This window comes from Enterobacter sp. MGH 16 (genome assembly GCF_000493175.1).
Taxonomy (GTDB): domain Bacteria; phylum Pseudomonadota; class Gammaproteobacteria; order Enterobacterales; family Enterobacteriaceae; genus Enterobacter; species Enterobacter roggenkampii.
The window spans coordinates 1314263-1327855 of sequence record NZ_KI535695.1; the positions used below are offsets into that span (position 1 = coordinate 1314263).

Annotated in this window: 9 protein-coding genes; 3 read left to right on the forward strand and 6 right to left on the reverse strand. The window is 48.9% G+C overall.

The genetic code is table 11. The features are described 5' to 3' along the window. The first annotated feature begins 277 nt into the window (after window positions 1–277). Window positions 278–2860 (forward strand): bifunctional diguanylate cyclase/phosphodiesterase, encoded by a 2583-nt coding sequence (locus L362_RS16370; protein WP_023344034.1) that lies wholly within the window; start codon window positions 278–280, stop codon window positions 2858–2860. A 117-nt stretch (window positions 2861–2977) separates the two neighbouring features. Here L362_RS16370 and uspF (L362_RS16365) read toward each other — a convergent pair whose 3' ends face one another. The 5 genes from uspF (L362_RS16365) to L362_RS16350 form a co-directional block, all read right to left on the reverse strand. Then, window positions 2978–3412, reverse strand: a complete 435-nt coding sequence (uspF, locus tag L362_RS16365; RefSeq protein WP_023344035.1) for a universal stress protein UspF — start codon at window positions 3410–3412, stop codon at window positions 2978–2980. A gap of 529 nt (window positions 3413–3941) precedes the next feature. Next, window positions 3942–4463 (reverse strand): helix-turn-helix transcriptional regulator, encoded by a 522-nt coding sequence (locus L362_RS16360; RefSeq protein WP_021241313.1) that lies wholly within the window; start codon window positions 4461–4463, stop codon window positions 3942–3944. A gap of 60 nt (window positions 4464–4523) precedes the next feature. Then, the gene (locus L362_RS23745) at window positions 4524–9167 is read right to left on the reverse strand and encodes an AIDA repeat-containing protein (protein ID WP_023344037.1); all 4644 of its coding nucleotides are present in this window, start codon (window positions 9165–9167) and stop codon (window positions 4524–4526) included. An 11-nt stretch (window positions 9168–9178) separates the two neighbouring features. Beyond that, complete coding sequence (locus tag L362_RS16355) at window positions 9179–10348, reverse strand: autotransporter strand-loop-strand O-heptosyltransferase (RefSeq protein WP_023344038.1); 1170 nt, start codon at window positions 10346–10348, stop codon at window positions 9179–9181. A gap of 123 nt (window positions 10349–10471) precedes the next feature. Then, window positions 10472–11269, reverse strand: coding sequence for an EAL domain-containing protein (locus tag L362_RS16350; RefSeq protein ID WP_023344039.1), 798 nt, complete (start codon window positions 11267–11269; stop codon window positions 10472–10474). 342 nt (window positions 11270–11611) lie between these two features. Here L362_RS16350 and L362_RS16345 point away from each other — a divergent pair, with 342 nt between their 5' ends. Together L362_RS16345 and L362_RS16340 are read left to right on the forward strand one after the other, a co-directional pair. Next, window positions 11612–12421: a winged helix-turn-helix domain-containing protein gene (locus L362_RS16345; RefSeq protein WP_023344040.1), complete on the forward strand. Its 810-nt coding sequence runs from the start codon at window positions 11612–11614 to the stop codon at window positions 12419–12421. Continuing rightward, a complete protein-coding gene (locus tag L362_RS16340) occupies window positions 12405–12890 on the forward strand; it encodes a hypothetical protein (RefSeq protein ID WP_023344041.1) in 486 nt (161 codons plus the stop codon). The genes L362_RS16345 and L362_RS16340 overlap by 17 nt, the downstream gene beginning before the upstream one ends. Window positions 12891–12991: 101 nt before the next feature. On the opposite strand, the gene uspF (L362_RS16335) is transcribed toward L362_RS16340, so the two are convergent. Next, window positions 12992–13426 carry a universal stress protein UspF gene (gene uspF, locus L362_RS16335; RefSeq protein ID WP_023344042.1) on the reverse strand — a complete coding sequence of 145 codons (435 nt, stop codon included), beginning with the start codon at window positions 13424–13426 and terminating at the stop codon, window positions 12992–12994. Between the last annotated feature and the right edge of the window lie 167 nt (window positions 13427–13593).

Here is a 13593-nt window from a genome sequence, read left to right on the forward strand (position 1 = left end):
GGGCTTTACGCCCGGTTTTTTATACGCCTGTAACCGTTACAGCATAAAAACTAAGATTATGTTCTTTATAAATAAAACCGGCGAGGTTAAAGGTCACTCCCTCCGGGAGATGTATTTAACCGAATTCAGGCTGTAAGAGAGCTAATAATTTGATCTGGATTGTAAAAATCAAATGTTCTTTAAGCTTAAGGGTTTTAACTATAAATTTTTATTATTCTTTGCCGATAAATAAAGGTGGCATAAAAATTGACGTATTAGCAGTATAAGAAGGCGAATGATGACCCTACCTCTGAACAATCCCGGTTTTACGGATGCCGAGCCTTCTAAGGGGCTGATAAATAAAACCTTTACCTATATAGTGACATTGTTGATAAGTATTTTCATTGCGGCAATAATTTCCCTGCTATTAATAAAAAATAATGTTAATAAAATCAGCGATAAGCACGATGAATTTTTGTTAAGGAAAGCCCTGGATTCCCGCCAGGAAAGCATGCGAAGTCACTTGAAAGATAATGCTGAATGGGGAGATGCCTACAAACATCTTCATTTGAACACTGACGTTCACTGGGCATGGGATAAGCAGAACCTGGGTAAGTCCCTGTATGACAACTTTGGCTACGAAGGGGTGTTTATTCTCTCCCCGGAAGGAACCACGCGATACAGCGTGCTTGACGGGAAACTGAAGCTTCAGGATCTCGGGCGCTGGTTAGATAAATCAACCAAGGAGCGATTACTCCGTGAGGTGAGCGTTAACAATGGATTGCCGGTTTCTATACTCACGCTTATCGATTCCATTCCAGCCATTGTTTCTGCTGAATGGATAACAACGGGCGATGACGCGAGCGTGCAACCCTTGCCGGGGAAACCGTCGGTAATGGTGTTTGTAGACAAGTTAACGGCTAAAAAACTCCTCGCGATTGGGCAGGATGCCGGTATTAAAAATGTTCGTACGTCACCTGATGCAGTCACTTCTCAAATAAACAATCAAACAGAATTTACCTTAAGCACCCAGAATGGTGATGTGCAAATTATCTGGGACGGTGAAAATCCCGGCCAGGCATTGATTATTTATTTTTTACCATTACTCATTCTTTCAGTTATTCTGACGGTATCGATGACGGTTATTCTCATGCGCCATATTATGCAGAAGGCGAGAATGTTTGACGAAAATACCTTTCTCCTCGAGCAGGCGCGGTTGAATCTTATCACCAGTGAAAAACGATTCCGGGACGTCAGTGAAACAACCAGCGACTGGTTCTGGGAAACAGATTTATCGTTAAAGATAACCTGGCTTTCAGGTCGTTTTTCTACAGTAACGGGATATGAAAATAGCAAATGGATAGGCCGCAGGCTGGATGAACTCTTTCCTACGTCACGCGGATTATTACAAAACTGTGTGAGGCTCAGGGAATTAACAGAACGCTTTGAATTTAAAAACTGTCCTTATATTCATGCGCAACAATCTACGGCCTATTGCACGCTTCTGGCAAAGCTTTCTGCTCAGCCTGATGGAACGGTGGTTTTGCGAGGCGCGGCAACCGACGTTTCTCTGGAAGTTGAAGCAACTAAACGGGTGGAGTTCCTGTCACGTCATGATGAATTAACCGGTCTGCCGAACCGCTATCATATTAAGGAATTTCTGGCAGGCCAGTTGGCTAAAGAAGACCTTAACCATTATCCCTTTGCCATGATTTGCCTCGATTTAGACAAGTTTAAACCCGTCAATGATATTTTTGGGCACTCCACGGGGGATGCGCTGCTTGGCGAGGTCGCTCTACGTCTTAAAAATTGCGTTCGTCGAGGTGATTTTGTCGCACGGCAGGGAGGGGATGAATTTATGCTTCTTCTCGGCAATACCAGCCAAAAAGACCAGATTGATGAGGTGTGTCACCGCATCGTACAGGAACTCAACCGTCCTTTCTCCATTGAGGGTAATGATGTCGCAATAGGCGTAAGCATGGGGATTGCGCTGGCTCCCCTGGATAGCAGCAGCGCAAACGATCTTTTACGCTATGCCGATATTGCGCTTTACCAGGCTAAGCAATCCGGCAGAAACAGATGGGTCTATTATCGCCCGGATATGTCGGAAAAGTTAACTGAACGGAGAAAACTGGAACTCGAACTGAAAACCGCGATTCGCGAAGAACAACTCTATCTGGTGTACCAGCCCCGTTATAACCTCCGATATTCTAAGATAGAGGCCGTCGAAGCGCTGGTACGTTGGCAGCACCCGCACCGGGGGACGATGATGCCCGATCAGTTCATTCCGCTGGCTGAAGAAACAGGTCTGATTATTAACCTCAGCAACTGGGTCATACGCAAAGCGTGTGCGGAGACAAAAGATAAATTGCCGGGGCTATCGGTATCCGTAAATATTTCCGCTATCGAATTCCAGGCAAGCGATCTTGCTGAAAGGATAAAAGAGATCCTGCACGAAACAGGGCTAGAACCTGACCGACTGGAAATAGAAGTGACGGAAAATGTCACGCTTTCCGATCCTGAAAAGACCTTGCAGACCATGAAGGCTCTCAAAAAAATGGGCGTCCGTATTTTGATTGACGATTTCGGTACCGGCTATGCCTCTCTGAGCTATCTCCGGAAGTTTCAGTTTGATGGACTCAAGCTCGACAAGAGTTTTATTTTTACCCTGGCCGATTCGCCGCAGAACCAATCAGTCGTAGAAAAAATTATCGATCTGGGTAAGGCCTATTCGATGGCGGTCACTGCAGAAGGGGTGGAGACCACCGAACAGCTCTCTTTTCTTAAAAAAAATAGATGTGATGAAGTTCAGGGCTACTTGCTTGGAAAACCGGCTTCCATTACGGAATTAAATTTAAACGCAAACAGAATAGATCTTTAAAGTGTGCTTCCATCAGCTTCGCACGCTTTACGCCGGGAAGCGAAAATGAAAAACCGGGCTTCTCGCCCGGTTTTTTGTCATCTGCTATCTGACCGTATACAGAGACGCAAGCGCGTTTTATCTAACGACCAGCACAGGGCATTTCGCATGCCGCACCACTGCCGCAGCGTTCGAACCCAACAGATAGGTCGAGATGTCCGGCTTATGAGAGGCAATGATGATCAGGTCGGCGTCGATTGTGTCAGCGAGCTTAAGGATTTGATCCTTAGGCGATCCCGTCACGGCGTGAGTCTGTATCTTGTCTGCAGGAATTTTGAATTGCTTAACAATCTCATCCAGTTTCGCTAAAGCAGCGTGCTGGAATTCTTTCATCTTCGGCATTTCCACGGAGTAGGCCAAACCTAACGATGAATAATAGGGAAGCGATGGAATGACAGTAAGAAAGTGGACCTTGGCCGTGTTAAGTGCGGTGTGTGCCTGAACGAACGGGATAACCATGTGCGTCAGGCTATCCTCGGAAATGTCAATGGGAACCAAAATTGAGTTGTACATGTGTCCCTCCTGAGTGTTTTTCACACAACTCAAGGTAGATCGTTAATTTCAGCAAAACAGAGAGCAGGGTGTCATAACGGGTACAAATTTCTGTTCTGTGGTATTCTTACAATCGACCTTGCCTGTCATTTCGTCGTGACTATGTCCATTCTCGCGTCCTGGGCGAACTGGCGTACAGCCTTAATCGGCGCATGTCCCATTTTATGGGCAGCGAGCAGCTTAGCTTTACGACGGAATGATGAAACGTCTGGCTAAAACCAGCACCTCTTTATGAAATGCGCCGCATTAGCGGAGCAGCTATTTGCCTATATTTTGGGCGGGAGCTGCGCGGCAGGGTGTGACTCCTGTCTGTGGACGAAGATGCCAGGGATGATGGTTGGCTGGGGTTTGTCGAACAGAGCGGCTTTGTATTACAACTGGCGCGGGCACGTTCCGAAGTTTGAACCGATGCTGGAGAATTGCGGATTCAGTACATAAAGTCACCGTAGCAAATAACACAACCGGGCCCAGAGCCCGATTTTCGCAACGGCTATTCGAATTCAGAATGAATAAATTGCCTGACCTGAAGTATCGAATTCAGGTTAAGTTTTTGCCCAATATTATTGGTGTAGGTATAGACAGTTTTGGGGGACAGGTAAATTTTTCTTGCAGCAGCCACCGTGTCATCAGTATCCAGAAGGGCGAAAAGTGTCTTTTTCTCCTGTTCTGAAAGCATGCTCAGACTTCTGCAGCGCGCGATGTGGTTCAACGCATATTCTGATGAATACGTCCGACCGCCCGTAAGCTGCTTTCGAAACTCCATAAAGCATGATTTCCTGTAGATTGTCACAAGCGGTTCGAGAACTCTTGAACTGACATCCTTGCCACCGATGAAGATCATTTCATGCTTTTCAGTGAGTTTCTTTCTTTTCAGTAGGTTGAAAATGGCGCCCAGGCTTCTGAATGATTCAATATCTACGACGCAAACCTTTCTGCCGGGGGACGCTTGCTGAAGGATGACAGACAGCGCTTTATTCAAAAAAACATCTTTCGTCAAAATCATGTGAGGCATAAACATAACCAGAACATTTCAGAACACAGTGAAAAGGGGCCCTAAGGCCCCTGTGGAACATCAGAACCCGATACGGATACCTGCCACACCCTGGATCGGTGTTTCGATTTGGCTGCCCTGACGATAATTAGCCTCACCGTACAAGGTTACGTCTTTACCAACGTTGACTGAAGCGCCCAGACCGTATTTACCTGATGTGCCTTTGACGTTGTTGTCAAAGCGATTACGCTCATTGATCGTGACTTCGTTTGAGTTAGCAAACTCCTGCAGCACCGCAGCTGACAGATAAGGTTTGAACTCAGTCGAGCCAATACTGAGTTTCCCGGCAAGCTTCGCACCGGCTTCACCAGTTACAGAACGTGGAGTGCCTGTATTGCCTTTCATGCCGTTGCTGAGTTTCACCTCCTCACTGGTCATCTGAACAAATGCCAGGCGCGCATAAGGCGTGATGCTTACGTCATCTTTGAGATCAAACTGATAACCACCTTCAACGGCTGTGCTGAGTGCATACTGCGTCCAGTCACCGCCGGTTCTACCTCCGTTAGTCATAACCGCTCTCAGTTTGTTGTTAAGACGGTTACCTTTGACTACACCGTCAGCGTAGAACCCACTTACGTCGTACCAGGTTGCATACAGGCCGAGACCGTAGCTGTCGATTTTGCTTGTGCCGCCGCGGGCATGCTTCACTTTGTTATCGCTAAAGGACATGAATGTGCCAGTGACGAGGCTGCCTCGGTCAAAGTCAGTACGGGTATCAGCACCGATCTCAAGTCCGTTCTGGCTCAGCTTATAGGCTGCGCCATTGCTTGTATCAATGTCACTTTTACTGCCGAGGTAGTGTCCCCATACGTTGCTTTCTGGTCCGATTTTATCCAGACTCGCGCGATACGTGCGCAGGCCATCCAGCTCAGAATGGATAACGTTCAGACCGGCATTAGACATGGCCAGAATGGCATCAGTTGCAGGTGTGGTCATTGGCTTCTTACCGCCATTTCCGTTACCTCCTGCGTTGCCGTTGTCACCACCGCCCGGATTCTCGCCGCCCGGATTCTCGCCGCCCGGATTCTCGCCGCCCGGATTCTCACCACCAGGGTTCTCGCCGCCCGGATTCTCGCCGCCCGGATTCTCGCCACCTGGGTTCTCACCGCCCGGGTTCTCACCGCCCGGGTTCTCGCCGCCCGGGTTCTCGCCGCCAGGGTTCTCGCCGCCAGGGTTTTCACCGCCTGGGTTTTCACCGCCCGGGTTCTCGCCGCCAGGGTTCTCGCCGCCAGGGTTCTCACCACCAGGGTTCTCACCGCCAGGGTTCTCGCCGCCACTCCCCATGGCACCCAGATACCATACGTTACCGCCGGTGAGGCCGTCCTTATCCTGCTGGCTGTACAGGGTGTACATATACGTGCCGCCATCCACGAATCGGGTGCTTCGCCCGGATGCCGTGACCATTTCAAAGTCAATGTCACCGCCTTTCTCGTGGATGAGGTTCAGCGTCAGATTAGTGTGGTCTGATATCTCCTTACCGGAATCATTAACGGCAAGACCAAAATGACCGGTGCCCTGTTCGATAGTGACGAAGTTGCCTTGTCGGTCGGCCAGAGAGGTATTCAGGAGGAAGTTCCCGGTGCCGTTCAGCTCCATAATCGTCAACTTCGCGAATTGACCATCGCTGTTGCGCAGGAAGTTGACGTTACCGCCGTCCATGTTGAGCTTACCGACCTGAGCAGTGTCCGTACCGTATGTGGCATCGGAAAGGGCATTGACAGAGAGGGTGCCTCCCTGAATGTTTACGTCCATTGCGAGAGAGCCTGCGTTCATCAGCAATACGCCTCCCGCGCTCACTATGGTTTTGCCGTCGGCCAGCGCTCCGGTCATTAGCCAGGACTGGCCATCGTTTATAGTGGTGTCAGTGGTTGTGCCGCCACTGGAGACATACTGATAACCACCACTGTTGATTGTTGTAGAGGTCGCTGTACCACCGGAAACTCGCTGTTGACCACCGTCAATGGATGTGAGGTTGGCCGATCCACCAGCGTGGACGATCTGCCAGCCACTGATAATAGTACCCGTAACGTTAGCGCCACTATTTACGTGCATCCTGCCATTGTTGGCAATAGATGTGTCAATTGCTACGCCTCCACTGGAAACATGAAGATTACCATTATCGATGAAAGTTGATGTGGCAGAACCTATCTCGATATACATGTCACCACCACCATTGATAGTGGTAGCGGTGGCCGAGCCTCCTGCATAAACATACTGCCGGCCACCATTGACGATGGTACTGGTTACCGAACCACCATAGACATCCTGTCTGCCACCGCTTATGGTTGTAAATGAGGCCGAGCCTCCTGCGTATACAAACTGCCTGCCACTGTTTATTTCTGTTTTAAAAGCTGAGCCGCCACTGGAGATGCTCTGAGAACCGCCGCTGTTAATAGTGGCAGATGTGGCCGCACCGCCATTAAAGACGTGCTGAGATCCTCCTTCGATGGTAGTCGAGGTGGCTGTGCCACCGCTAGAGACGTATTGCCAACCACCACTGTTGATAGCTGTTGAGGTGGCCGAGCCGCCACCGGAGATGTGTTGAGCACCCCCGCTGATGGTAGTGGTGGTGGCTGAGCCGCCACTGGAGATGTGTTGAGCACCACCGCTGATGGTAGTGGTGGTGGCTGAGCCGCCACTGGATACAAGCTGTCGCCCACCACTTTTGATGGTAGTTGAGGTTGCCGAACCGCCATTGAAGATGCCCTGATATCCACCACTGTTGATGGTAGTTGAGGTTGCCGAACCGCCACTGACGACGTACTGGGCTCCACCACTGATGGTAGTAGAGGTGGCAGTGCCGCCACTATTGACGTATTGACTGCCCCCATCCTCGATGGTTGTAGATGTGGCCGAACCTCCAGCGTAGATATTCTGAAAGCCCCAGTTATTGATGGTGGTATCCGTGGCCACACCACCACTGGAGACTTGCTGATTGCCATGGTTGTTAATGGTGGTACTTGTAGCTGAGCCCCCGGACATTATGGTCTGATAGCCACCACTGTTTATGGTCGTTGAGATGGCAGAACCTCCGCCGTAGATAGTCTGCCGGGTAGATACTAGATTTGTAGCCAAACCGCTGATTGTGGTGCCAATGGCCATTCCGCCATTAAATATAGCCTGCTCACCGCCATGATTGATGGTAGTGGAAGTAGCCGAACCGCCACTGGAGATGTGTTGAGCACCACCGCTGATGGTAGTGGTGGTGGCTGAGCCGCCACTAGAAACTAACTGAACACCATCAGCATGTATAGTAGTAGAGGTTGCTGAACCGTCACTCGCGACGTGCTGATAGCCTCCACTATTGATGGTAGCAGTAGTGGCTGTGCCGCCACTGAGGATATACTGTCCACCACCTTCGATGGTGGTAGAGTTCGCCGAACCTCCAGCGTAGACGTACTGATAGCCCCAGGTGTTGATGGTTGTGTTACTGGCCAATCCACCCAATGATACGTGCTGACTACCACCGCTGTTGATAGTAGTAGAAGTGGCCTGGCCACCACTGAAGATGCTCTGACTACCACTGTTTATGGTTGTAGAAATTGTAAAGCCACTATTAGTGACGTGCTGGACTCCAGCGCTATTTATAGTAGTGGTGGTGGCTGTTCCTCCGCTGACGAACTGATTACCACCATCAAGGATGGTAGAGGTAGCCTCCCCGCCATTATAGATGAGCTGAGAACCACCGCTCATTATGCGTGTCGATGTAGCCGAACCGCCACTGGACACGCGCTGATTACCACTATAAATAGTGGTACTAGTGGCCGACCCGCCACTGGATACGTGCTGAGCACCACCACTGATGGTGGTTTCAGTGGCAGAGCCACCAGTGGAGACGTGCTGATTACCCATGACTTTAATGGTGGTATCGATGGCAGTGCCGCCATTTGAAACGTGCTGTTCTCCATCAATTCCAACGATAGAGGTATTAATCGCTAGACCGCCATTAGAAACGTGCTGCTTTCCACCGAATTTAATATCAGTAGAGGTTGCCCGGCCGCCACTTGAGATGTACTGAGTACCACCGCTGTTAATGGTAGTAGAGGTGGCTGAGCCGCCTCTGTAAACGTGCTGATTACCACGGTCGAGGGTAGCATTGGCGGCCAAGCCACCACTAGAGATGTGCTGTTCACCACCGTTACTGACGGTGCTATAAGTGGCGATGCCACCATTTGAGATATGCTGAAAGCCACCGCTAATGATGGTAGTAGAATTGGCACTACCACCACCGAGGATGTGCTGGTTGCCATTACCTCTAATGGTAGTGACATTGGCCCAACCGCCACTGGAAACACGCTGAATGCCACCGCTATTGATGGTGGTGTAAGAGGCCCAGCCGCCATTGGAAACTAACTGAGTGCCACCTGTGTTGATGGTGGTAGCAGAGGTATAACCGTCACTAGTGATGTACTGACTACCACCGCTGTTAATGGTGGTGGAGATGGCCCTGTCCCCTGAATGAATACCCTGTATGCCCGTTACCGTCTCGCCCACATAATCCGCAGCCATGACCGGCCCTGAAGGTAGCAGCATTGCACCCAACAGCAGTGCCAGCGCGCTCTTCTTAGGCGTCAGCTTCGGACGATCGGACCCGGTCGCGAGTTCAGAGGTAACAACCCACTGCTGGCGCGACTCGCACCACACTGTGGTATATATCTTGTTCATATTTACGTCCCTTACTTATCAACTAATCCTGAATGCAGACGGTCCACCATGCCGATAACCTGCCGACCGGTTATCAGGCTCGTGCACTCGTACTGTCGAGGGGTGTGCTTGTGATGCGGACACCACAAATAATCCACGTGGTCAAAATCAACGGACGTGTCATCCCAGCAGCCGTTACAGCCATGGCTGCTGAACACCCGCCAGGGGGTGTAAAATTCGCTGTTGGGGAGACTGAATCCGCTGATTAACACCACAGGGATACCGGACGCCCAGGCTAGCCATGACAGCCCGCTGCCAAGTCCGATAAAGAAGCTCGCATGCTTTAACAGGTCCACACGCTCCTGGAGCGGAATATTCCCTGTAAAGTCTTCAGCGCCCTGGGGGATGTGGTTCCAGACGAAGCCCTGGCCGTAATGCGCATGGCGGTCAATGCACAGCACCCGGTATCCCAGATATTTAAGGTGGGCAACCACCTCGGCCCAGCCATGGCCGTTGTTCCAGTACTTCGCCTGGTTGGTGGACTGCGCGGCGATGCAGACATACGGCTCCGCAATTTTTCGTTCCGCATCCAGTTTCAGGCGGGGAGGGCACTCCCGCGGATCGACCCCGAGGATGTAGCCGGCATTGCGGTGGAAACCGACCTTCCTGAAATCGATGGGTTGATGTGTGGTATCACCCTTAAAGAAGAGGCCTACATACCAGGATGCGTAGGGATTTACTGTCTGCAGATTGTCCTTTGTGGAGAACGTGATCTCGGGATATTGCGGGCTGAGCAGCTCAATGATTTCCTGCCCCATGACGCACTCAAGCTGACACCGGTGCAGCTGGCGAAAACGCTCTGCATAATGGAACCACCCAAGCATGTCGCCCAGCGTCCCCGTCGGGAAAAAGATGACGACGGGCTTGTCCTTCATATCCAGCGTTTCATCCAGGATCGGGCTCGCCGATCCCTGGTGGAATACCTGAATGCGGAAGCGGACGTAATATTTTTTAATACTGGTGACCCAGCCGCCTTCTGAATCACAGCTGAAAAGAATATTACCGCTGTCGTCGTCCATTAAAATGACGTGCCATTTTCCTTCCGGAAGCAAAACGCGCGCGCCATAGTTAAAGTCATAAAGAATTCCGTCCGGTCCTGTGCAGGACGGAAACTCTGGCGGATTTGGGAAGTTAGCTGACATATATAATTTGTCCTTGGTGGTGATTTTAAATCTGTAACAATGAGGTTGAGTGCACTACTGTTATTTAAGTAATGCTTTTCCATAATGGATTGCGAATTGCTGTATTTACGTTTTTGAAAAGTGTTATATGTGCGTGCAAAACTCGCGCATGCTTATGGGTTTTGAAAATAGATAACCTTGAAAAATATCCACTCCTTTGTCTTTCAAAAGCGATAGTTGTTCTTTATCTTCTATCCCCTCCGCAATAACATGAATTTGCAATCGTTCTGCAAGCGTTACAATCGAGTCAATTACCGCGGAATAGATTAATGATCCATTGCTCGCAATTGTCAGGCATTTATCAATCTTGATTGTTGAGAAACCTGCATGCTCAATATATTTAAGGCATGAACTCCCGCTGCCAAAATCATCAATCGCAAATCGCACACCTGACTCAGTAAGTTGCTGCATAGCATCGAGTGCAAAGTCGTCCAGGTTCATTGTCCCGCGTTCGACAATTTCCAGCGTGACAGCAATGCGTCCGTCGAATACTTTCTTAAAGTCCGTCACTGCTTCAATAACTCTTGAAGAGTTCAACTGTCTCGCACAGATGTTGAAGGAGAGATAAAAATCATCAGGTAGCGTTCCTTCATAGCCTTCAAAAAATGTTTTAACATCAGACATGAGGCTGCATGTGACATCATTAATCACCTCGCATGATTCCATTACCGAAAGGTATTTTTCGGGAGATTGGTAAATCCCATCTTTGAGAACTCTGAGTAAAACCTCTCCGCCTACAATCTCATCGCCCTTACATACCGGCTGGATGAAGGGAACAAATTCAGCGCCGGTCAGTTCCGCTGATAAGATTGTTTCTCTAATCACTGTACGGGCTTTGATGAAGAAACGTTCTGCCTTCATGAGCATTTTGGTGCTTATCATAATGTCGCTCCTTATCTACTGGATTCGCTACCCGAGGTGTCTCTTCGTACCCGGGGCTGTGAATGGCGGTAGGTCGGATGGCTGCTCCTGAAGAATAAGAACCTGCTCATTCACTTCTGCGAATAATCCTATCAACCCAAAACGGCGTGTAGATACATGTATTGTGAATTTATTAAAATACAAACTTATATTCTGTTTGGTGTTTCTTTTACAAGTGATAAGTCTGCAGAAGAAGTTGTTGCGTCTTGCTGTGCTAAGATGCGAGAAAGAAGTTAATGGGCTTTCGCAGGTTGGATAAATGTGAAGATCCATTCAATTACCATCATGGATAAGGAGTCAGAGATGGTTTTTGTGATTGATAATAGGGTTTTTTATCGCTCTGAAGATGGTGCCATATGGCCATCCGGAGACGAGGGCTCTACTGTCATTCTGACCCTGACAATGAACAGGCTACTAACATGCCTTCTCGAAAAGCATGGTCAAGTCCTGACACGGAATGAACTCCTGGATAACGTCTGGGATGCTCATGGGTTGCGCTCATCGAGTCACACATTAAATAAATACATCTCAGAACTGAGAAAACACTTCGTCCAGTTTGGTATTACGGATGAATGTATTACCACAGTGCCTCGGGTCGGCTTTATGTTTAACAGTGATATTGATGTCAGAGATATAACTGAATCTACGATTGCTGATGGACGACTCAAAGAAGATGAAGAGTCGGAGATAATAAAGGTAGTACACCGTACGGCGGTAGCGGGTAAGAACAAGGCTTTTCATTATATGCTGGCACTGATTGTCCTTTTAATCAGCGCTACCTTAGTTGTGTCAGGTCTCGTAATTCCGTCGAAAGACGTAAAGGAAATAAAACAGATTAAGCCTCATTTTTTGTTTAACTACGACACCTGTCCTGTCTATACAGTCCAGAGCAACTCTGCATCCCTGTCAGAGCAAAAAAAAGAACTGTTTTTAGAACTGGCTAACTCAAATCATATTCAGTGTCTGGAAGGCACTTCTTTTCTCTATCAGGTTTCAGAGTCCTATCTGTACGGCAATAAGGGGAGGGCGTTTATCAGTCGATGCACGCAAAAGAATAATAATTACATCTCCTGTCTGAATAACTACTGGAGTGGTTATGAACGCAATCAATAAAAAAACAGGGATATCTGCCGTAATTTTACTCCTCATCCTGGCGTTATCGGTGTGGTTCTACGTTCACATGCGTCATAAACAGAGTGCGTTGAGTGTTAACTGTTCCACAATTGTACGTTACAACCATCACGAACCTGATTTCGTCGCTACGCTGGAGTTTATTTTCCGTTTAGATAAAAACCACGATGGCCAGGCTGTCCTGTCTGGGAATATCCACTCAGCGCGAGGTGTTAATGTCATCTCACGCACAATTCTCTTTAGCTATGAGATGAACAGGCCGGGTGAGATTGCCCTGACCGATACGCGCTACGTTAAAAATCCGCGTGATACAGCTGATGATGACAGTTTTAAAAGCAGCTTCTTTTATGTTCCCGAGGGAACCGTTCGCCAGCTGAAGATTGAACCTACAGGTAATGGCTGGCTGATTGGAAATCTGCAGTCGCCATTTGCGCTTTGCGTGAACAGGTAAGGCTGGTCAGGGATTGTAAACCTGCTCATATTCCTGTGTCGCTATCGGTTGGGAGCGGTTCATGGTGTTGGCTAAAAAAACCGGGCGTTACGCCCGGTTTTTTATCTTACAACCAGTACAGGGCATTTCGCATGCCGAACCACTGCCGCAGCGTTCGAACCCAACAGATAGGTCGAGATGTCCGGCTTATGGGAGGCAATGATAATCAGGTCGGCGCCGATTGTGTCAGCGAGCTTAAGGATCTGATCCTTCGGAGACCCCGTCACGGCGTGGGTCTGTATCTTGTCTGCAGGGATTTTGAATTGCTTAACGATTTCATCCAGCCTTGCTAAGGCCGCGTGCTGGAATTCTTTCATCTTTGGCATATCTGCGGGGTAGGCCAAACCTAACGATGAATAATAGGGAAGCGAAGGAATAACGGTAAGAAAGTGAACCTTGGCCGTGTTAAGTGCGGTGTGTGCCTGAACGAACGGGATAACCATGTGCGTCAGGCTATCCTCGGAAATGTCAATGGGAACCAAAATTGAGTTGTACATGTGTCCCTCCTGAGTGTTTTTCACACAACTCAAGTTAGATCGTTAATTCCTGCAAAACAGAGAGCAGGCTGTCATAACGAGGACAAATTTTGGTTATGTGATATTCGCCCGGTCGAACCTGCCTCTGAATTCGTCAAGTAGTGTGACAAAGAACGTTTGTTGAACGG

Bases quoted from the DNA above. Each gene is read 5' to 3' on its own strand.
- L362_RS16350 (WP_023344039.1), bottom strand. From the start codon at position 11,269: ATGATAAGCACCAAAATGCTCATGAAGGCAGAACGTTTCTTCATCAAA.
- L362_RS16340 (WP_023344041.1), top strand. From the start codon at position 12,405: ATGAACGCAATCAATAAAAAAACAGGGATATCTGCCGTAATTTTACTC.
- L362_RS16345 (WP_023344040.1), top strand. From the start codon at position 11,612: ATGGTTTTTGTGATTGATAATAGGGTTTTTTATCGCTCTGAAGATGGT.
- L362_RS23745 (WP_023344037.1), bottom strand. From the start codon at position 9,167: ATGAACAAGATATATACCACAGTGTGGTGCGAGTCGCGCCAGCAGTGG.
- L362_RS16360 (WP_021241313.1), bottom strand. From the start codon at position 4,463: ATGCCTCACATGATTTTGACGAAAGATGTTTTTTTGAATAAAGCGCTG.
- uspF (WP_023344042.1), bottom strand. From the start codon at position 13,426: ATGTACAACTCAATTTTGGTTCCCATTGACATTTCCGAGGATAGCCTG.
- uspF (WP_023344035.1), bottom strand. From the start codon at position 3,412: ATGTACAACTCAATTTTGGTTCCCATTGACATTTCCGAGGATAGCCTG.
- L362_RS16370 (WP_023344034.1), top strand. From the start codon at position 278: ATGACCCTACCTCTGAACAATCCCGGTTTTACGGATGCCGAGCCTTCT.
- L362_RS16355 (WP_023344038.1), bottom strand. From the start codon at position 10,348: ATGTCAGCTAACTTCCCAAATCCGCCAGAGTTTCCGTCCTGCACAGGA.